This is a genomic window from Cyanobium sp. Lug-B, assembly GCF_024345635.1.
Classification (GTDB): Bacteria; Cyanobacteriota; Cyanobacteriia; order PCC-6307; family Cyanobiaceae; genus Cyanobium; species Cyanobium minutissimum.
Genome location: NZ_JAGQBM010000036.1, coordinates 1 through 17,789, shown reverse-complemented (window position 1 = coordinate 17,789; position 17,789 = coordinate 1). Strand labels below are relative to the sequence as shown.

The following is a 17,789-nucleotide window of genomic DNA, read 5'->3' as shown; positions in this document are numbered from 1 at the left end:
ACCTGCACCGGACGGCCAAAACCCGACGACCACCACCGGAGCCCCTCCAGGTTTGACCACCCCCACGCCGTCCATCCAGCCACCGGCAGCGCCGCACCTGCCGTCGGGTGTGGTGGACACGGCGGACCTTCCCGCCGGTGAGCGCCGCCGGGTGCTCCTGGCCTACGGCATGGGGGACGCCGGCACCGGCATGGCCGCCTCCCTGATCGGCTTCTATCTCTTCATCTTCTACACCTCGGCGGCGGGGCTGCCGGCCTGGATGGCCGGGCTGGTGCTGATGACGGCCCGGCTCTGGGATGCCATTAACGACCCGATCGTGGGCTGGCTCAGCGACAAGACCCGCTCCGCCTGGGGGCCCCGGCTGCCCTGGATCCTGGGCAGCGCCGTTCCGCTCGGCTTCGCCATGGCCCTGATGTGGTGGCTGCCGCCGGGGGGGCTCTGGGTCCGGTTCGCGGTGTTCGTGGCCATCTCGATGGTGGCCAACACCCTTTACACCTGCGTCAACCTTCCCTACTCCGCCCTGGCGGCGGAGCTCACCACCAGCGTCAACCTGCGCACCCGCCTCAACAGCGCCCGCTTCACCGGCTCGATCATCGCCGGCCTGGTGGGGATCGTCCTGGGGGGCGTGCTGCTGAAGGATCACCAGAACCCCGACAGCTACCTGCAGGTGGGGATCTTCTCAGGGGTGCTGATCACCTGCTCCACCCTGCTCTGCGGCTGGGGCATCGCCCCGGCGGCGCGGAACTGCCAGCGGCCCACCAGCCAGCGGGGCACCACCCGGAGGCTCCTGGCCAGGGTGGGCAGCAACGGACGCTTCCAGATGGTGCTGGGGCTCTACCTGCTGCTCTGGTGCGCTCTGCAGATCATGCAGACGGCGGCGCTGATCTTCCTGCCGGTGGTGATGCGGCTGCCGGAGGGCTGGAGCAACTGGATCCTGCTGCCCTTCCAGATCAGCACCCTGGTGGGGCTCCAGCTCTGGACCGCCGTCGCGCGTCAGCGTGGTCGCCTCACCGCCCTGCACTGGGGCACCGCCCTCTGGATCGCCGCCTGTGTGATGGCGATGCTGCTGGTGCCCCTTGATGCCGCCATGGGCCCCACCGCCTCCACCACCAACCTGGTGCGTCTCACCGCCCTGGTGGTGACGATCCTGATCGTCGGACTGGGGGCCTCCACCGCCTACCTGATCCCCTGGGCGCTGCTGCCGGACGCCATCGATGCCGATCCGGAGAAGCCCGCCGGGCTCTACAGCGCCTGGATGGTGTTCACCCAGAAGATCTGCATCAGCCTGGCCCTGTTCTTCTTCGGCAACCTGATGAGCCTGAGCGGCTACCAGGCGGCCAAGGGCATCCTGCAGCCGGACAGCGCCCTGCTGGCGATCCGGATGTGCATGGGCCTGATCCCGGCGCTGCTGGTGGTGCTGGGCCTGGTGGTGATGCGGCGCTGGCCGGAGCGGGGCCCCGAGCCGGAGACCCTGACGGCCTCCGCGCCATGAAGCCGCCCCGCTGGCTGCAGCGGCTGGGAGCCAGCCTGATGATCGGCGGTCAGGCGGTGAGTGCCATCGCCCGTGGCCGCATCGGCATGGTCGACCTGGTGCAGGAACTGCTGGAGGCCGGGCCGGGCAGCTTCCTGATCGTGCTGATCACCGCCCTGGCAGCCGGCACCGTGTTCAACATCCAGGTGGCGGCCGAGCTCTCCAAACAGGGGGCCAGCGCCGCCGTGGGCGGGCTGCTGGCCCTGGGCCTCTCGCGGGAGATCGCCCCCCTGCTCACGGCGACCCTGCTCACCGGCAAGGTGGCCACCGCCTATGCCGCCCAGCTGGGCACCATGAAGGTGACCGAGCAGATCGACGCCATCACGATGCTGCGCACCGACCCGGTGGAGTACCTGGTGGTGCCGCGGGTGCTGGCCATGGTGGTGATGGCGCCGGTGCAGTGCCTGCTGTTCTTCTGGATGGCGATCTGGTCGGGCCAGGTGAGCAGCACCCTCTTGTACAGCATTCCTCCGAGCGTCTTCTGGAACTCGGTGCGGGTCTGGATGGAACCCGACGACCTGCCCTCGATGCTGCTCAAGGCCGTGGTGTTCGGCCTGATGATCGCTGTGATCGCCTGCGGCTGGGGGCTCACCACCCGGGGGGGGCCCAAGGAGGTGGGGGCCAGCACCACCGGCGCGGTGGTCATGATTCTTGTCAGCGTTGCCCTGGTGGACGTGCTGCTCACCCAGTTGCTTTTCGGCCAATGACCTCCGCCCCCTCCCCCCCTCCAGCCGGCGACGGCGCCGCCGGCACGGACGCGGTGGTCCTCCGCCCCCGGGCCTGGGTGCCGCTCGGGCTGCTGGGTCTGGCGGTCGCCACCGTTGAGCTGCGGCCCCTGTGGAGCCCCGCGCTCTGGCCGGCCCTGGCCATGGGGCTCATGGGGTTGTTCCTGCTGCTGCAGACGGCCCTGCTGCGGCTGCGCTTCGCGGCCGACGCCCTGCTGGTGTCCCGCGGCGAGACCGTGATCCGACGCTTCCCCTACGACGCCTGGATCGGCTGGCGGGTCTGGTGGCCGGCCTTTCCGGTGCTGTTCTATTTCCGGGAGGAGAAGAGCGTTCACCTGCTGCCGATGCTGTTCGACGCCACGGCCCTGCGGGAGGAGCTGGAGCGGCGCCTGCCGCCTGCCCCTTCCCCTGAGCCCCCCGCCGCCTTGCCTCCCCGCCTGCCATGAGCGACCAACCCGAACCGCCCGCCCTCACCCCGCCGGAGCCCGCCCCCGGGACCACCGCGGCCCCTGGTGCCCCTGACACCGCTGGGCTGATGGAGCTGGCCCTGACGGACCTGCGGGACCGGCGTGCCGCACTCCTGGGGGAGATCGGCGAACTGGAGAGCCGCCGGGAGCAGATCCGCCAGGAGATCGCCGGCAGCTTCGCCGGCCAGTCGGATGCGATCGCCCGGCGTCTCAAGGGCTTCCAGGACTACCTGGTGGGGGCCCTGCAGGATCTGGCCGCCGCCGCCGAGCAGATCGAGCTGGTGGTGCAGCCGCTGGTGGTGCAGCCCTCCCCCCTCGACCAGGCAACGACCGGAACCGAGGCCGGCGGGGCTGCGCCCGTCACCACGGCCCCGGCCGCCGCGGGCCTGTTCAGCGACGATGCGGACCTGATCCGGGAGCGGCTGGAGCAGTTCGGCGGCCAGCCCGATTTCTACGCCGATCCCTGGAAACTGCGCCGGACCCTGGAGGGCACCGCCGCCACCCGGCTGGAGGACTGGTTCCTCTCCCAGGGCGGCCGGGGCGCCCAGCCCAGCGGCGGCAGCCGCAGCCGCAATGCCCTGGCGGCGGCGGCGGCGATCGCGATCCTGGGGGAGCTCTACGGCGAGCGCTTCCAGACCCTGGTGCTGGCCAGCCAGCCGGAGCGTCTCGGGGAATGGCGACGGGGGCTGCAGGACTGCCTGGGGCTGAGCCGCGACGATTTCGGCCCCGCCAGCGGCATCGTGCTGTTCGAGCGCCCCGATGCCCTGATCGAGCGGGCCGACCGACTCGAGGAGCGGGGGGAGCTGCCCTTCATCGTGATCGACGCGGCCGAGCAGGTGATCGAGATTCCGATCCTGCAGTTCCCCCTCTGGCTGGCCTTCGCCGCCGGCCCCGGGGAGATCGACGCCGAAGCCGATCTCTACTGACCCTCCAGCCCTCTCCTGCCATGGCCTTCCTCCCCGATCTGCTCGTGCTGCCGGCGGGCTACCTGCTGGGCTCCATTCCCTTCGGCTGGCTGGCGGGCCACTGGCTCGCCGGCGTCGACCTGCGCCAGGAAGGCTCCGGCTCCACCGGCGCCACCAACGTGCTGCGGGTGCTGGGCAAGGGGCCGGCCCTGGTGGTGTTCCTGCTCGACGTGCTCAAGGGAACGGCCGCCGTGCTGCTGGCCAAGGCGGTGCTCCAGCCCCTCGGCTTCAGCGCCGTGAGCGACTGGTGGGTGGTGGCGGCGGGCCTGGCGGCCCTGGCCGGCCACATCTGGCCGCTCTGGCTGGGCTGGAAAGGGGGCAAGGCCGTCGCCACCGGCCTGGGGATGCTGCTGGGCCTCACCTGGCCCGTGGGCCTGGCCTGCTTCGGCATCTTCCTCACCACCCTGAGTGTCAGCCGCATCGTGTCGCTCTCCAGCGTGGTGGCGGCCCTGTCGCTGCCCCTGCTGATGCTGGGCTCCTTCGGCGCCGACGGGCTGCGGCCGGCCTACCTGAGCCTGGCCCTGCTCACCACGGCGCTGGTGCTCTGGCGGCACCGCAGCAACCTGCAGCGGCTGATGGCCGGCACCGAACCGCGCCTCGGGGCCGATCGCAGCTGAAGGGAACCGGGACGCGAGGCGAACCGGTGGGAGTCACCCCAGCTGGCGGCTGCGCTCCGCCGCGGCCAGCACGGCCTCGATCAGGGCCGAGCGCAGGCCGGCCCGCTCCAGTTGCCGCAGCCCGGCGGCGGTGGTGCCGGCGGGGCTGGTCACCATGTCCTTGAGCTGGCCGGGGTGGAGCTCCTGCCCCTGCAGCAGCGCCGCCGTGCCCGCCATGGTGCGGTGGGCCAGGTGCATGGCCAGCGGTCGGGGCAGCCCCCCCGCCACCGCCCCGTCGGCCATCGATTCGGCCACCAGGGCCAGGAAGGCGGGACCGGAGGAGGTGAGGGCCAGGAAGGGATCGAGCTGGGGCTCCGGCAGATCCAGCACCTCCCCCACCTGGGCAAACAGGCGACGCACCTGCTCGCGCCGGTCCTCGCCGACGCCCTCTCCCCAGCTCAGGCCCGTGAGTCCGGACCGCACCAGGGCGGGGGTGTTGGGCACGGCGCGCACACAGGCCCGTCCCGGGAACAGGGCCTGGAGCCGCGCCAGGGTCACCCCCGCCAGCACGGAGATCAGCAGCGGCTCGCCACCGGAGGGTGCCGCCGCCAGGGCCTCTGGCAGGGCTGCGGCCGCCGCGGGGGCCACCGCTTCGATCTGCTGGGGTTTCACCGCCAGCAGCACCACCGGCGCGGCCCAGGCCTGGGCGGGGTCGGTGGACACCTGAACCCCGAGTTCGCCGGCCAGCCGCCGGGCGGAAGCCTCGCTGGCCACCGCCGCCCGGACGGCAGAGCGTTCAAGCAGGCCGGCATCGAGAAGCGGCAGCAGCAGGGCCCGGGCCATGCGGCCCAGGCCCACCACCCCGAGGGTGTCAGACCATGGCATCCGAACGGCCCCAGGCGGGGCTGGGGGCGGCCTCCTGCTGGTCGTCGACCGGGCCGGTGCGCCCGGAGACCACCGTGGGCGAGGCGGCTTCCTCACCGCCGGCGGTGGTGACGGTGACGCAGCTGGGGGCGAACAGGAAGATGCTCTCGCCCACCCGTTCCTGGTGGCCGTCGATGGCGAAGGTGCCGCCGGCGACGAAATCCACGGCCCGCTGCGCCTGGTCCGGCTCCATCATCGTGAGGTTGAGGATGACGGTCTTGCGCTCCCGGAGGGCCTGAATTGCCCGGGGCATCTCGTCGAAGCTGCGCGGCTCCATCAGGCACACCTCGGCCACGGCGCTGGTGATGCCGGGCATGCCGATGACGTTGGTCCCGGCGAAGGGATCATCGCTGGAGAAATCGGTGCTCAGAGCCAGGGCTCCGGTGTTTCTGCCGGCCGTCGAGGTGCTCGAGGCGGTGGTGGTGTCGCCGGGGTCGTAGTCGAGTTCGTCGTCGAAGTCGCCATCGAGATAGTCGTCACCGGAGACGACGGCACGCAGGCGGGAGAACAACGACACGGAGTCGACCTCGGGAAGGATGCTTGGCCTTGAATAGCGTCCCACATCCGAGCCGGCAAGATCCCAACGCCCTTTCATGGCTGGATTGGGCGACTTCCGAACAGAACACTGCCCAGGCGCACCCAGGTGCTGCCGGCCGCCACCGCTTCGCGCCAGTCGCCGCTCATCCCCATCGAACAGTCCGGCAGCCCCAGGGCATCGGCCAGGGCACGGCACTCCCGGAACAGCTCCAGCCGCTCCCCGGGGGTGAGGCCCAGGGGGGCGATGGTCATCAGACCGAGGCAGCGCAGGGGCGCCAGCCGTCCCAGGTCGACCCCCAGGGCCCGCACCTCGTCCGGCTCGAAGCCGGTCTTGGCAGGGTCGGGGCGGAACTTGACCTGCAGCAGGATCCCCGGGGCCAGGGCCTCTTCGGCGGCGATGCGCTGCAGCCGCCCGGCCAGGGCCAGGCTGTCGACGGAATGGATGGTGCCGAAGCGGCGCAGCACGGCCCGCGCCTTGTTGGCCTGGAGCCGGCCGATGAAGTGCCAGTCGAGGTCCGGCAGGTCGGCCAGGGCCTCCTGCTTGGCGATGGCCTCCTGCAGCCGGCTCTCCCCGAAGCTCCGCTGGCCGAGAGCCGCGGCCTGGCGCACCAGGTCCGCCGGATGGCCCTTGGACACCGCCAGCAGGCGGGTGGAGGGTGGCAACGCCGCCTGCAATGTCCCCAGCCGCTCCGCCAGGGTGGAACCGAACGCCTCCGCCGCCCCGGGCGACGCCGCCGCCATCAGATGAAGGTCTGGTCGAAGAGCTGACGCCAGCGGGCTTGGGCCTCCGGCCCTTCGCGGCGGCAGCGGGCCAGGTTCTGCTCGGCGAAGTGGCGGGCGTCCATCAGGGGAATCACCTCGAAATGGGCACCCCGCTCCTGGAGGGTGACCAGAAAGAAGATCCGCTGGGCGTAGAGCGTGGCATACAGATCGCGGCTCTCGGCCACCGGCGCTACCCGATAGAGCATCCCGAAGGTCGGGTGGTTCAGATAGCGCTCCGTGCTCACGACTCCCTGCAGGCTGCGGCCATTAAAGGGCACCGACTTTCCAGCGCACCGCCAGCAGGGCCGCCAGGGCCAGCACCGCCGCCAGGCTCGCGCCGGAGGGGGTGGCGGCCGGCTGGTGCAGGCGGTCGGGGGGAAGCCACATGCCGCCGCGCGCCATCAGGGCCTCAGCCCCCTGCTCGGAACGCAGCAGCACGTTGGCCAGCAGCCGCTCCCCCACCGCCAGCACCAGGCCGAGACTGGCCTTCCAGCCCAGGCGACGCAGATTCACCGCCCGGGTGGCGATGGAGCGCAGCAGGTTCTGGAGCTCCTCCTGCACCAGGGGCAGGAAGCGCAGGGACAGCAGCAGGGTGAAGCCCAGGCGTTCCACGGGCCAGCCCAGGATCCGCAGGGGGCCCAGCCACCAGGCGATGGCCCAGACTAGCTCCTCTGGGGGGGTGGACAGCAGCAGCAGGTTGGCGCTGTGGATGACGGTGAACAGCAGGGTGGCGCCGTTGATGCCGAGTTCGGCGGAGCGGCGGGTGACCACCAGGGGGCCCAGCTCAACGGGGCCAGCCATCACGGGGCCCCAGCGCACCAGCTCCCAGGAGAGGCCCGCCCGCGACGCAGACGGGGCACCCGGGGGACCGGGCACCAGCCGCAGCTCCCCCGGTGGGCGCTGCAGGCTGGCCGGCGGGCTCCCTGCGGCCGGCAGCAGGGCGGCCAGCAGGCCCACCAGCAGGGCCAGGGCGATCAGCAGCGGCAGGCTCTGCCGCCAGAGGCGCCAGGGCAGGCCGCTGACGGCGGTGATCAGCAGCAGCAGCCCCACCAGGGCCAGCCGCCAGAGGGGCCCCGCCAGGATCGGCGTCACCAGGAACGCCACCGTCCACACCAGCTTCACCCGCGGATCGAGCCGCTTCAGCCAGCTGCCTCGGCCACCGGTCTCGCCGCCCTCGCCGTCATCGACGTACTGACCGATCGGCAGCTGCCGTAACCAGTCCATTCAGGCCAGGCCCCCCTGGATCACCCCCGCCATCGCCATCAACCTCAGCCGCCCCGGCTCTGGTGGCGGGCCTGCTCCTTCTCGGCGTCCCGCTGCTGCTTGCCGCGCCAGAAGAGCCGTACCGGCGATCCCTCGAAGCCCAGGGCCTCGCGGATCTGGCGCTCGACGTAGCGGCGGTAGGTGTCGCCGAACAGCTTGGGGTCGTTGACGAACAGGGTGAAGCTGGGCGGGCGTGTCGCCACCTGGGTGCCGTAGTAGAGGCGGCCCTGGCGGCCGCCCCGGGTGGTGGGGGGGGAGCGCCAGCGCAGGGCCTCCTGCAGCACCTCGTTCACCACCGAGGTGCTCACCCGGCGGCGGTGCTGCTCCACCGCCACGGCGGCGATGGCGAAGATGCTCTCCACCCGCTGGCCGGTGACGGCGGAGGTGAACAGCATCGGCGCCCAGTCAAGGAAGTAGAGCTTGGCGCGCAGCTCCTTCTCCATGGCGCTCATGGTGTGGCTGTCCTTCTCGATCAGGTCCCACTTGTTGACGACCACGGCACAGGCGCGGCCGTCCTCCTCGATGCGGCCCGCCAGGCGCTGGTCCTGCTCGGTGACCCCATCGAGGGCATCGATCACGAGGATGCAGACGTCGCTGCGCTCGATCGCCTTGAAGCTGCGGGTGATGCCGAAGTACTCCGGGCCGTAGTCGACGCTGCGGCGCCGGCGGATGCCGGCGGTGTCGAGCAGCTTCCAGGTGTGGCCCTCCCGCTCGATCGTGGTGTCGATCGTGTCACGGGTGGTGCCGCGGATCGGACTGACGATGGCCCGGTTCTCGCCGCAGATGGCATTCAGCAGGCTGGACTTGCCCACGTTGGGACGGCCGATGATCGCCAACTGGATCGGCTCGGCCTCATCGCTCTCGGTGGTGGCCGGCAGGAAGCTGATCACCCGGTCGAGCAGATCGCCCGTGCCGGCGCCATGGATGGCGGAGATCGGGTGGGGCTCGCCCAGGCCCAGCCCCCAGAAGTCGGCCGCCATGGCCAGGCCCTGATCGGGCGACTCGCACTTGTTCACCCCCAGCAGCACGGGGACGTTGTGGCCCCGCAGCCACTCGGCGATCGATTCATCGGCGGCGGTGACCCCCTGCTGGCCATCAACGATGACCACCGCCACCGACGCCTCGGCCAGGGCCAGGTTGGCCTGCTCCCGGATCTCGGGCAGGAATTCGCTGTCGTCATCGAACACCAGGCCGCCGGTGTCCACCACCCGGAAGGTGCGGTCACCCCAGAAGCCCTCCTGGTAGGTGCGGTCCCGGGTCACACCGGGCTGGTCGTGGACGATGGCCTCACGGCTGCGGCAGAGCCGGTTGACCAGCGTGGACTTGCCCACGTTGGGGCGTCCGATCACGGCGACGACGGGGAGCGCCAATCTGACTTATTCCTTACGACGGATGCGTTACCTAGACCCTACAGAGCCACCGACGCCCCAGCCCACCGCCGCCTCAACCCACCGGGGGATCGCCGGGATGGCCGGCCACCGGATCCTCGGGCGGATCCAGGAGCTCCGGAAGCGGGCCCGCTTCCGGCAGAGGTTCGCCCCGCTCGGCCAGATTGGCCAGCAACCAGTTCACCGCCGTGGCCCGCCGGGTGCGGCGGGGATAGAGGCCACCGATGCGGTACCCGGCGAAGCCCAGCTGCTGCTTGAGCAGCTGCTTGTGCTCGGGGGCGATCGAGCGGGTGAGCCGCACGCTCGCGGGCCGCTCGGCGATCAGCTCCGGTGCCTCGGGGAAGGCCTCGGCCCAGGCCGGAGGGGTGTCGGGCCCGGCCTGCCAGCGGCCCTCGGCGTCCGGGCGGTAGCCCAGCAGCGGCCAGATCAGCTGGCACACGAAGCGATCGCTGGTGCGGTCGTCCAGCACCGCCTCCAGCAGGGCACGGCTGAGGGGAAAGGGTTCCGGGGCGCCATCGGGCTTCCAGGGGGGAGCGGCGGCAGCGTCCAAAGCGGTGTTCGGCATCCGAGAGTGACCCCAGCATGCCCAGTCCTGCCCCCCATCCCTGCCCCACCGGCCCCCTCCGCCTGGACGGCAACGGCACCGACAGGCTGCTCACCTGCCGGGTGCTGCAATCGCCCCTGGCGGGGGTGAGCGACGGGATCTTCCGCGCCCTGGTGCGCCGCTGGGCCCCCGATGCGCTCCTCTTCACGGAGATGGTCAATGCCACGGCTCTGGAACTGGGCCACGGCGTCGCCAAGATGGCGGCCCTCGACCAGGATCCCGGCCCCGTCGGGGTGCAGCTGTTCGACCACCGGCCCGACGCCATGGCCGAGGCGGCCCGCCGGGCCGAGGCCGCCGGGGCCTGGCTGATCGACATCAACATGGGCTGCCCGGTGCGCAAGATCGCCCGCAAGGGGGGCGGCAGCGGCCTGCTGCGCCAGCCGGATCTGGCCCTGCGGATCGTGGCGGCGGTGGCGGCGGCGGTGCGGGTGCCGGTGACGGTGAAGACCCGGCTGGGCTGGTGCGGGTCCAGCGCCGATCCGGTGGGCTTTGCCCTCGCCCTGCAGAACGCCGGCGCCAGCGCCCTCACCCTGCACGGCCGCACCCGGGAGCAGGGGTTCTCCGGCAAAGCCGACTGGGACGCGATCGGCCGGGTGAAGGCGGCCGTGGACATTCCCCTGATCGCCAACGGCGACATCACCAGCCCGGAAGACGCCCTGCGCTGCCTGGCGATCACTGGCGCCGACGGGGTGATGGTGGGGCGGGGCACCCTGGGGCGCCCCTGGCTGGTGGGGCGCATCGCCGCGGCCCTCGCCGGCCGGCCCCTGCCGCCGGAGCCTGACGCACACGCCCGCATCGCCCTGGCCCGGGAGCACCTGGAGGCCCTGGTGGCCGCCCGCGGCGATCAGGGGCTGCTGATCGCCCGCAAGCATCTGGGCTGGACCTGCCAGGGCTTCGCCGGCGCCGCCCGGCTGCGGCGCGACCTGATGGTGGCCCCCAGCCTGGAGGGCGCCCTGGGTCTGCTGCAACGGGCGGAGGCGGAGGTGGAGTTCAGTGACCCAGAGCCATGCCCAGCAGGTCCCGGCTGCCGCTGATGGCCTGCACCGCCAGCAGCAGGGCGGTGAGGAAGGCGGCCGAGACGTGGAGCCTCCGCATCCGGGGGGAGCGGAGGGTCTCGGGGGCGGCCGCCATGGCGAACAGCAGCAGGCCGCAGAGCATCACGCCGCTCCAGTAGTGGGACCCCCACACGCCCCCGTCGAAGGGGCTGCGGCCCAGGTGCCACAGGGCCGGCTGGCTGCCCAGGGTCAGCAGCCCCAGCCAGCAGATCAGGGCGAAACCGGCCCGCAGCCAGGGGCCCTTCACCCGCCACAGGGCCAGACAGCTCACCAGGCACCCCAGCCCGGCCAGCAGCAGCGCCAGCCCGGCCCCGGCGTCGCCCGTGGCACCCCCCCGGGCATAGGTGGCCGCCATGGCGATCAGCACCGCCACCACCACCCCCGAGGTCACCCAGCGGCCGTGGTCGGTGTGCTCCACCCCCACCGTCGGCGGCAGGGGGTTGATGTCGAGGCGACGCTCCCGCGCCAGGATTCCGAGCCGGATGGTGGCGCCCACCACCGGGTACACAAACAGGATGATCAGCACCGGGTGCAGCAGGGCGAACCAGTCGGTGACGGTCATCCCGGTGGCAGGCATCGGCAAGGGCGGGGCAAAACGCGAACGGTCATGGAAGCACCGCCGGCCACCCCTGCCGGATGAGCAGCAGGGAGAAGTAGGGGACCTCGGCGGCGGGCACCTCGGCGGCCGGACAGAGCCGCTGGTCGGGCCAGCCCACCCGCTGGGCGAACAACGCGTCCGCCAGCAGACCCCGCTCGGCCAGCAGGGGGCGCACCCAGGGCCAGCGGCCCCCCAGCTTGAGCAGGGCCAGCACCCAGCCAGCGGCGGCCGCCTGGGCCAGCAGGTCCTCCAGCTGGCCGGGCTCCTCCGGGGTGGGGCGGATCAGCAGCCCCTCCTGCTGCAGGGCCAGGGGCCAGGCCCCGGCGGCGGCGGCCGCCGCCACGGCGCTGATGCCCGGGATCAGGCGCACCGGCAGGGCGGGATGGCGATCCCGCAGCGCCAGCAGCACGTAGCTGCTGCTGGCGAACAGGGACACGTCGCCCTCGCAGAGCAGCACCACCGACCGCCCCTGGGCCACCTCGGCCTCCAGCCGGTCGGCGGCGGCCTGCCAGGCCTGCCGACGTGGCTCCGCCGCCGCCACCATCGGGAAAACCAGGGGCAGGCGCCGCTGGCCGGGGTCGATCCAGGGGCCGGCCACGGCGGCCGCCATCCCCTCAGCCCCTTCGCGGGCGACCGGGTAGGCGATGGTGGCGGCGGCTTCGATCGCCCGCACCGCCGCCACGGTGAGCAGGTCGGGATCACCGGGTCCCACACCCACCAGGGTGAGGCCGGCGGTGGATGCAGGGTCGGTGATGGGGCTGAGGTCAGCGTCGGGTCTTTCTAGGCTGCAGATCCCCAGACCGTCCTGGAGCGCCCCGATGACCCACCTGGTGATCCGTTCCGCCGCCGGCGACGGCCACGCCGCCCCCCTGCTGCGCAGCAGCGACGCCGAAGTGATCGCCCGGGAACTCGGGGCCCGGGGCGTGCGCTTCGAGCGCTGGGCCACGCCGGCCTCCCTGGCGGCGGACGCCGACCAGGCCGCGATCCTGGCTGCCTATGCCGCCGAGATCGCCCGGGTGCATGCCGAGGGGGGCTACCGCACCGTGGATGCGATCCGGCTCGGCCCGGACCATCCTGACCGGGAGGCCCTGCGGGCCAAGTTCCTCTCCGAGCACACCCACGCCGAAGACGAGGTGCGCTTCTTCGTGGAAGGCCGCGGGCTCTTCTGCCTGCACATTGAAGGCGAGGTGCTCCAGGTGGTGTGCGAGCAGGGCGACTGGATCGGGGTGCCGGCCGGCACCCGCCACTGGTTCGACACCGGGGCGCGTCCGTCCTTCTGCGCCCTGCGCTTCTTCGACAACAGCGATGGCTGGGTGGCCAGCTTCACCGGCGATCCAATCGCGTCCAGCTTCCCGCTGCTGGAGGAAATCCTGGCCGCGGCCTGATCACCCGCCTCAGCTGTGCATGCGCGGTTGCGGATGGAGACAGGCCAGGATCCCCGCCTCGCTCTCGGCCAGGGCCGTGAGCCGATCGGTCACCACTGGCCGGGGCCAGCGCCGCTCGCAGAGCACCCAGTAGAGGCCGAAATGGCGCGCCTCGCTGGCCAGCAGGTCGGCGTAGAGGTCCCGTAGCTCCGGATCGGGACTGTGGGCGGCCAGCAGGGCCATCCGCTCGTGGCTGCGGGCCTCGATCAGACCCGCCACCAGGAAGCTGTCGAGCATCCGCTCGGGCTCGGCGCGGCGCACCAGGGCGGCCAGGGCGGCGCCGTAGGGCGGGGCGGCCAGGGCCCGCAGGCCGAGGCCGCGCCGTTCCAGCAGGGCCTGAACCCGCTCGAAGTGCTCCAGTTCCTCCCGGGCCAGGGGGCTGAGCACGGCCGCCAGCTCCCCGTCGGACGGGTAGCGGAACATCAGCTGCAGGGCGGCGCCGGCCGCCTTGCGCTCGCAATGGGCGTGGTCGATCAGCAGCAGCTCCGGGTGGGCCAGGGCCTGCTCCAGCCAGGCGGCGCTGCTGGGGGCCGCCAGCCACCGCACCCGGGCCGCCGCCGCCACCGGGGCCTCGGCCGCCACCGGCAGGGAGGCGCCGCTCATGCCGAGGCCCGCAGATGGGCCACCAGGCCCTCGAGGGCGAGGCGGTAGCTGGTGGCGCCGAAGCCGCAGATGACCCCCAGGGCCCGGTCCGCCAGCAGGGAACGATGGCGGAAGGGCTCGCGGGCGTGGGTGTTGCTCAGGTGCACCTCCACGAAGGGCAGGGCCACCGCCAGCAGGGCATCACGGATCGCCACCGAGGTGTGGGTGTAGGCGGCGGCGTTGATCAGGATCCCGTCGCTGGCCGGGCTGCCGGCCTGCCCTCCGGCCTGCTGGATGCGGTCCACCAGGGCCCCCTCGTGGTTGCTCTGGAAGCAGGTGAGCTTCACCCCCAGCGCCGCTGCCTGCTGCTCCAGGGCGGCATCGATGGCCGCCAGGGTGCTGCTGCCGTAGAGGCCCGGCTCCCGCTGGCCGAGCAGGTTGAGGTTGGGGCCATGGAGCACGAGCAGGCGCATCGGGGAGGGGAGAGGGCGGGAAGGGCAGGGAGGAGGCGGGAAGGTCGGCTGGTAAGTTCTGAGGGTGTGGTTCGGGTCGGTGCCCGAGTGGTTAATGGGGGCGGACTGTAAATCCGCTGGCTCTGCCTACGTTGGTTCAAATCCAACCCGGCCCACCTTCCACATGCCCTTGTAGCTCAGCGGTAGAGCACTCCCTTGGTAAGGGAGAGGTCACGAGTTCAAGTCTCGTCAAGGGCTTTCACCCCCAGCCCCTCCCCCTCCCCGCAGGTGCTCAGGCGGCGCTGGGATTCCATTCGCGGTGGACCGGGAGCATGCCCGAGAATGCGGGACCTCCGCCGCCCGGACGGTCTGCTTGCCGCCCCTGTTGTCCCCCGTCTGCCTCAGCGTTCCCGCGCTCCTGTCTCCGGCCCTGATCACCCAGTCGTCCCTGTTCGGGATCGGCATCGCCTTCAGCCCTCTGCACATCGCGGTGGTCACCCTGCTGCTGCTGGGCCGTGACCCCCTGAAGCGCGCCATGGCCTACGTGGCGGGCTGGGCAGCCGCCAACGCCCTGGCCATCGTGCTGCTGATGGTGCTGGGGGAAACCTTCGCCATCAGCCTCAGCCACGGCGAGCGGGAGCAGGTGCTGATCGACCTGCTCGGGGCCGGCGCCCTCGTGGGCCTGGGTCTGTACCAGCTCACGCCCCAGGCCAACATCGGCGAGGAGGGGATGGCCCTGCGGCTGATGAACCAGCTGCCCGACTTCAGCACCTTCACCCTGGTGCTGATCGGTGCCACCAGCGCCCTGCTCACCCCGGAGAACCTGGTCTTCTATCTCAAGGAGGCCGGCCTGTTGCTGCTCAACGATCCCGGCCTCACCGCAGATGCGGAGGTGACGGGCCTGTTCACCCTGATGGCCAGCTCCCTGCTGCTGCTGCCGCCCCTGGCCTGGCTGGTGAGCGGCGGGGCGATCCGCGAGCCGATCATGCGCCTGGAGGACTGGCTGCAGCACAAGGCCGAGTGGCTGGTGGGGGTCCTCGCCCTGGTGCTCGGGGCCTACCTGCTGTTCGAAGGGCTGCACGGCCTCAACCTGCTGAGCGTGGCCGGGTGAGCGCCGGCGGCCGTTAGCGTCATTTCATTCCCTTGGTCAGCATCCCGTTGCTCCCCGCCGTGCGCCGGACCTGCCTGGCGATCGGCCTCGGCCTCGCCCTGGCCCTGTTGCCCCCTGGAGCTCGCCTGCTGGCCGCCACGGTCTGCGTACTGACCCCCAGGCTGGCGCTCAATGCCCGGGGGGAGGCCGTGGCCGCCGTCCCGATCGGAGCCCCCACGATCCTGAGCACCGAAAGCCTTGAGGAGGTGCGGATCGAGCGGGCCGGTGAGCTGCTCTGGCAGCGGCAGGCCCTCCCGGGCGAGGCCATCGACGGGCCGATCGCCTGGCCCCTGGCGCCGATCCGCCCGGGCCAGCAGTTGCAGCTGCTGCTGCGGCCCCAGGGCGTCCGCAGGGACGACTTCGCCATCATCCTGCTGGAGGGTGATCCAGCCGAGCGTATGGAGCGGGCCCAACGGGAGCTCAATGGCCTGGCCAGTGATCCGCTCGCCTGGTGGGCCTCCATCCAGCGCAACTTCGACCGGGGCGACCTCAGCCTGGGCCTGGCCCTGCTTTACGACCTCGAAGGCCCCGCCTCCCCACGGCTCGACAACCTGCGGCGGGCCGTGTTCCAGGCCGGCTGCGGCGCCCCCTGAGGCCCACCCGTCCGGCCGGGGCCGCGGCGGGGAAGGATTTGCCAGCCTGGGCGGAAAGGGCCCCACCCCATGTCCCCACCGGCCGCTCCCGCCAGCCCCGGCGCCAGTCCCTCCCCCCTGACGGTGCCGGTGGCCACGATGCGCGCCCTGGTGGAGGGGGGCACCACCCGGCCCCTGGCCTGGCGGCTGGAGCAGCTGCAGCGGCTGGGCCGCCTGCTGGAGTCGGCGGAGCCGGCGATGCTGGACGCCCTGGCCAGCGACCTGGGCCGCTCCGCCATGGAAGGGGGCTTCGAGTTGGCGGCCCTGCGCCAGGAGCTGCGCCACACCCGCCGCCACCTGGCCGGCTGGATGCGTCCCCGCCGCCGCCCCCTGCCCCTGTGGGCCTGGCCCGGCCAGGGCTCGGTGCGCACCGAACCCCTGGGCTGCGTCCTGATCATCGGCGCCTGGAACTATCCCTTCGAGCTCTGCCTCCACCCCCTGCTCCATGCCCTGGCCGCGGGCAACACGGCCGTGGTCAAGCCCTCCGAACTGAGCCCCGCCGCGGCGGCCCTGCTGGCGGAGCTGCTCGGCCGCCACTTCGAGCCCACGGTGGTCCAGGTGGTGTGCGGCGACGGGGCCGTGGCCGCCCGGCTGCTGGAGCGGGAGCGTTTCGACCACATCCTCTTCACCGGCGGGGAGCGGGTGGGACGGCTGGTGATGGCGGCCGCCGCCCGCCATCTCACCCCCGTGACGCTGGAGCTGGGGGGCCGGAACCCGGCGATCGTGCTGGCGGATGCGGATCCGACCATCACCGCCCGGCGGCTGCTGTGGGGGCGCTGCCTCAACGCCGGCCAGACCTGTCTGGCCCCCAACCATGTGCTGGTGGCGGCCGGGTTGCGGGAGGCCCTGGTGGCCGCGTTCCGGGAACAGAGCCGGGCCCTGTACGGCCAGGATCCCCTGGCCAGCCCCGATCTGGGGCAACTGGTCGGGGCGGCGCGCTTCGCGCGGCTCCAGGGGCTGCTGGCCCAGGCGCGGGAGAAGGGCCAGGTGCTGCTGGGCGGTCGCTGGGACGAAGCCGGGCGGCGGATTGAGCCCACGGTGGTGGCGATCGACGATCCCGACGACGATCCGCTGCTCCGGGAGGAGCTGTTCGCCCCGATCCTGCCCCTGCTGGCGGTGGCGGACCTGGAGGAGGCCCTGACGCTGGTGCGCCGGGACCCGAAACCCCTGGCCCTCTATCTGTTCGGCGGCGGCGCATCCGAGCGGGAACGGGCGCTGGCGGGCAGCGGTTCGGGCAGCCTGGTGGTCAACGACACGGTGATCCAGGGGGGCATGGCCGCCCTGCCCTTCGGCGGTATCGGCGCCAGCGGCATGGGGGCCTACCACGGGGAAGCCGGCTTCCTCACGTTCTCCCACCAGCGCAGCGTGATCTGCCGGCCGCTGCGACCCGATCCCCCGATCCGCTTCCCCCCCTACGCCGGCAGGCTGGGCCTGGTCCGTCGTCTGATGGGCTGAGGGGGGCTGGGCGGGCCTGGACGCGGACCTTAACGTGCCAGCAGCTATCCCTAGTGCCCATGCGCCGCCCCCTCATCGCCCTGGCTCTAGCCATGGTGTTGCCGCTGCCGGCTCTGGCTGCCCAGGTGACCGTCAAGCCCGGTGAGACCCTCTCCGACATCGCCGCCCGCCACCGGGTGAGCGTGACCACCCTGATGAAGATGAATGGGATCAGCGATCCCGACCTGGTCGAAGCGGGCCGGACCCTGACGCTGCCCGGGGGTGCGGCGAGACCCCGGGCGTCCGGCGGCAGCTTCACCGTGGCCCCAGGGGAAACCCTCTCCGAGATCGCCGAGCGGCACGGCATCACCGTCAGCCGGCTGATGCAGCTCAACGGCCTCAGCAAGGCGGACCACATCGAGGCCGGCCAGAAGCTGGTGGTGCCCTCCTCCCCCCGCAGCGCCGCCCCGGTCGCCAGGGTCAACCGCAAGGCCACCGAGCACGTGGTCCGCAGCGGCGAAAGCCTCTCCCAGATCGCCGACGCCTACGGCGTTCCGATGAAGCAGCTGATCGCCCTCAACCGCATCAGCGACCCCGACCTGGTGGAATCCGGCACCCGGCTGCGGCTGAAGCCGGCCAGCACCCCCGCCCCCCGGCCGGCCGCCCGACCCGCGGCGGCGGCGGCGAAGCCGGCGCGCAA

Annotated in this window: 22 protein-coding genes and 2 tRNA genes; 13 read left to right on the top strand and 11 right to left on the bottom strand. The window is 72.3% G+C overall.

Annotated features, from left to right (window positions below; all coding sequences use genetic code 11):
- Positions 1-52: 52 nt before the first annotated feature.
- Genes KBY81_RS10025 through plsY form a run of 5 tightly spaced genes read left to right on the top strand, consistent with a single transcriptional unit; the run spans position 53 to position 4,305 of the window.
- The gene (locus tag KBY81_RS10025; protein ID WP_106220252.1) at positions 53-1,492 is read left to right on the top strand and encodes an MFS transporter; all 1,440 of its coding nucleotides are present in this window, start codon (positions 53-55) and stop codon (positions 1,490-1,492) included.
- Positions 1,489-2,238: an ABC transporter permease gene (locus tag KBY81_RS10020; protein WP_106220251.1), complete on the top strand. Its 750-nt coding sequence runs from the start codon at positions 1,489-1,491 to the stop codon at positions 2,236-2,238. Before KBY81_RS10025 ends, KBY81_RS10020 begins: the two co-directional genes overlap by 4 nt.
- Positions 2,235-2,702, top strand: a complete 468-nt coding sequence (locus tag KBY81_RS10015; protein ID WP_254972789.1) for a DUF3119 family protein — start codon at positions 2,235-2,237, stop codon at positions 2,700-2,702. Before KBY81_RS10020 ends, KBY81_RS10015 begins: the two co-directional genes overlap by 4 nt.
- Positions 2,699-3,649, top strand: a complete 951-nt coding sequence (locus KBY81_RS10010; protein ID WP_254976405.1) for a DUF3086 domain-containing protein — start codon at positions 2,699-2,701, stop codon at positions 3,647-3,649. Before KBY81_RS10015 ends, KBY81_RS10010 begins: the two co-directional genes overlap by 4 nt.
- A gap of 20 nt (positions 3,650-3,669) precedes the next feature.
- On the top strand, positions 3,670-4,305 hold the full coding sequence (gene plsY / locus KBY81_RS10005; protein WP_254976404.1) for a glycerol-3-phosphate 1-O-acyltransferase PlsY: 636 nt from the start codon (positions 3,670-3,672) through the stop codon (positions 4,303-4,305).
- Between the two features lie 33 nt (positions 4,306-4,338).
- On the opposite strand, the gene proC is transcribed toward plsY, so the two are convergent.
- The 7 genes from proC to KBY81_RS09970 all read right to left on the bottom strand — a co-directional run bounded on the left by proC (position 4,339) and on the right by KBY81_RS09970 (position 9,723).
- Positions 4,339-5,169 (bottom strand): pyrroline-5-carboxylate reductase, encoded by an 831-nt coding sequence (proC, locus tag KBY81_RS10000; RefSeq protein WP_254976403.1) that lies wholly within the window; start codon positions 5,167-5,169, stop codon positions 4,339-4,341.
- Entirely contained in the window at positions 5,156-5,725 is a 570-nt protein-coding gene (locus tag KBY81_RS09995) for a cell division protein SepF (RefSeq protein WP_106220246.1), read from the bottom strand. Before KBY81_RS09995 ends, proC begins: the two co-directional genes overlap by 14 nt.
- A gap of 74 nt (positions 5,726-5,799) precedes the next feature.
- Positions 5,800-6,486: a YggS family pyridoxal phosphate-dependent enzyme gene (locus KBY81_RS09990; protein ID WP_181280038.1), complete on the bottom strand. Its 687-nt coding sequence runs from the start codon at positions 6,484-6,486 to the stop codon at positions 5,800-5,802.
- The gene (locus KBY81_RS09985; RefSeq protein ID WP_015110514.1) at positions 6,486-6,752 is read right to left on the bottom strand and encodes a PipX family protein; all 267 of its coding nucleotides are present in this window, start codon (positions 6,750-6,752) and stop codon (positions 6,486-6,488) included. Before KBY81_RS09985 ends, KBY81_RS09990 begins: the two co-directional genes overlap by 1 nt.
- Positions 6,753-6,774: 22 nt before the next feature.
- Positions 6,775-7,731 (bottom strand): CbiQ family ECF transporter T component, encoded by a 957-nt coding sequence (locus KBY81_RS09980; protein ID WP_254976402.1) that lies wholly within the window; start codon positions 7,729-7,731, stop codon positions 6,775-6,777.
- 44 nt (positions 7,732-7,775) lie between these two features.
- Positions 7,776-9,140, bottom strand: coding sequence for a ribosome biogenesis GTPase Der (gene der / locus KBY81_RS09975; protein ID WP_106220244.1), 1,365 nt, complete (start codon positions 9,138-9,140; stop codon positions 7,776-7,778).
- 73 nt (positions 9,141-9,213) lie between these two features.
- Positions 9,214-9,723, bottom strand: a complete 510-nt coding sequence (locus KBY81_RS09970) for a DUF1823 family protein (RefSeq protein WP_254976401.1) — start codon at positions 9,721-9,723, stop codon at positions 9,214-9,216.
- A gap of 17 nt (positions 9,724-9,740) precedes the next feature.
- Between KBY81_RS09970 and dusB the strand changes: the two genes are divergently transcribed.
- A complete protein-coding gene (dusB, locus tag KBY81_RS09965; RefSeq protein WP_254976400.1) occupies positions 9,741-10,796 on the top strand; it encodes a tRNA dihydrouridine synthase DusB in 1,056 nt (351 codons plus the stop codon).
- Here the strand turns inward: dusB and KBY81_RS09960 are convergent.
- Both KBY81_RS09960 and cobI read right to left on the bottom strand, forming a co-directional pair.
- A complete protein-coding gene (locus tag KBY81_RS09960) occupies positions 10,753-11,379 on the bottom strand; it encodes a DUF4079 domain-containing protein (RefSeq protein WP_181280051.1) in 627 nt (208 codons plus the stop codon). The two genes, dusB and KBY81_RS09960, sit on opposite strands and share 44 nt — an antisense overlap.
- A 43-nt stretch (positions 11,380-11,422) precedes the next feature.
- Positions 11,423-12,133 (bottom strand): precorrin-2 C(20)-methyltransferase, encoded by a 711-nt coding sequence (cobI, locus tag KBY81_RS09955; protein WP_254976399.1) that lies wholly within the window; start codon positions 12,131-12,133, stop codon positions 11,423-11,425.
- Between the two features lie 100 nt (positions 12,134-12,233).
- On the opposite strand from cobI, the gene KBY81_RS09950 reads away from it, so the two are divergent.
- Positions 12,234-12,800 (top strand): acireductone dioxygenase, encoded by a 567-nt coding sequence (locus KBY81_RS09950; protein ID WP_254972777.1) that lies wholly within the window; start codon positions 12,234-12,236, stop codon positions 12,798-12,800.
- Between the two features lie 9 nt (positions 12,801-12,809).
- Here the strand turns inward: KBY81_RS09950 and KBY81_RS09945 are convergent, their stop codons facing one another.
- Together KBY81_RS09945 and aroQ are read right to left on the bottom strand one after the other, a co-directional pair.
- Complete coding sequence (locus KBY81_RS09945) at positions 12,810-13,442, bottom strand: tRNA-(ms[2]io[6]A)-hydroxylase (protein WP_254972776.1); 633 nt, start codon at positions 13,440-13,442, stop codon at positions 12,810-12,812.
- On the bottom strand, positions 13,439-13,894 hold the full coding sequence (aroQ, locus tag KBY81_RS09940) for a type II 3-dehydroquinate dehydratase (RefSeq protein ID WP_254972775.1): 456 nt from the start codon (positions 13,892-13,894) through the stop codon (positions 13,439-13,441). The genes KBY81_RS09945 and aroQ overlap by 4 nt, the downstream gene beginning before the upstream one ends.
- Before the next feature lie 73 nt (positions 13,895-13,967).
- On the opposite strand from aroQ, the gene KBY81_RS09935 reads away from it, so the two are divergent.
- The 6 genes from KBY81_RS09935 to KBY81_RS09910 all read left to right on the top strand — a co-directional run.
- A tRNA-Tyr gene (locus KBY81_RS09935) sits at positions 13,968-14,049 on the top strand.
- 10 nt (positions 14,050-14,059) lie between these two features.
- Positions 14,060-14,131 (top strand) — tRNA-Thr (locus KBY81_RS09930).
- 127 nt (positions 14,132-14,258) lie between these two features.
- Complete coding sequence (locus KBY81_RS09925) at positions 14,259-14,984, top strand: GAP family protein (RefSeq protein WP_219904013.1); 726 nt, start codon at positions 14,259-14,261, stop codon at positions 14,982-14,984.
- Between the two features lie 32 nt (positions 14,985-15,016).
- Entirely contained in the window at positions 15,017-15,616 is a 600-nt protein-coding gene (locus KBY81_RS09920; RefSeq protein WP_254976398.1) for a hypothetical protein, read from the top strand.
- Between the two features lie 69 nt (positions 15,617-15,685).
- The gene (locus KBY81_RS09915; RefSeq protein ID WP_254976397.1) at positions 15,686-17,110 is read left to right on the top strand and encodes an aldehyde dehydrogenase family protein; all 1,425 of its coding nucleotides are present in this window, start codon (positions 15,686-15,688) and stop codon (positions 17,108-17,110) included.
- A gap of 59 nt (positions 17,111-17,169) precedes the next feature.
- On the top strand, positions 17,170-17,789 hold a 620-nt coding region (locus KBY81_RS09910; protein ID WP_254976396.1), incomplete at its 3' end, for a LysM peptidoglycan-binding domain-containing protein.

Coding starts and splice junctions, on each gene's coding strand:
- dusB (WP_254976400.1), top strand. CDS start 9,741: ATGCCCAGTCCTGCCCCCCATCCCTGCCCCACCGGCCCCCTCCGCCTG.
- aroQ (WP_254972775.1), bottom strand. CDS start 13,894: ATGCGCCTGCTCGTGCTCCATGGCCCCAACCTCAACCTGCTCGGCCAG.
- KBY81_RS09990 (WP_181280038.1), bottom strand. CDS start 6,486: ATGGCGGCGGCGTCGCCCGGGGCGGCGGAGGCGTTCGGTTCCACCCTG.
- KBY81_RS09915 (WP_254976397.1), top strand. CDS start 15,686: ATGTCCCCACCGGCCGCTCCCGCCAGCCCCGGCGCCAGTCCCTCCCCC.
- KBY81_RS10015 (WP_254972789.1), top strand. CDS start 2,235: ATGACCTCCGCCCCCTCCCCCCCTCCAGCCGGCGACGGCGCCGCCGGC.
- KBY81_RS09970 (WP_254976401.1), bottom strand. CDS start 9,723: ATGCCGAACACCGCTTTGGACGCTGCCGCCGCTCCCCCCTGGAAGCCC.
- KBY81_RS09960 (WP_181280051.1), bottom strand. CDS start 11,379: ATGACCGTCACCGACTGGTTCGCCCTGCTGCACCCGGTGCTGATCATC.
- proC (WP_254976403.1), bottom strand. CDS start 5,169: ATGCCATGGTCTGACACCCTCGGGGTGGTGGGCCTGGGCCGCATGGCC.
- KBY81_RS10020 (WP_106220251.1), top strand. CDS start 1,489: ATGAAGCCGCCCCGCTGGCTGCAGCGGCTGGGAGCCAGCCTGATGATC.
- KBY81_RS09945 (WP_254972776.1), bottom strand. CDS start 13,442: ATGAGCGGCGCCTCCCTGCCGGTGGCGGCCGAGGCCCCGGTGGCGGCG.
- plsY (WP_254976404.1), top strand. CDS start 3,670: ATGGCCTTCCTCCCCGATCTGCTCGTGCTGCCGGCGGGCTACCTGCTG.
- KBY81_RS09980 (WP_254976402.1), bottom strand. CDS start 7,731: ATGGACTGGTTACGGCAGCTGCCGATCGGTCAGTACGTCGATGACGGC.
- KBY81_RS09950 (WP_254972777.1), top strand. CDS start 12,234: ATGACCCACCTGGTGATCCGTTCCGCCGCCGGCGACGGCCACGCCGCC.
- KBY81_RS10010 (WP_254976405.1), top strand. CDS start 2,699: ATGAGCGACCAACCCGAACCGCCCGCCCTCACCCCGCCGGAGCCCGCC.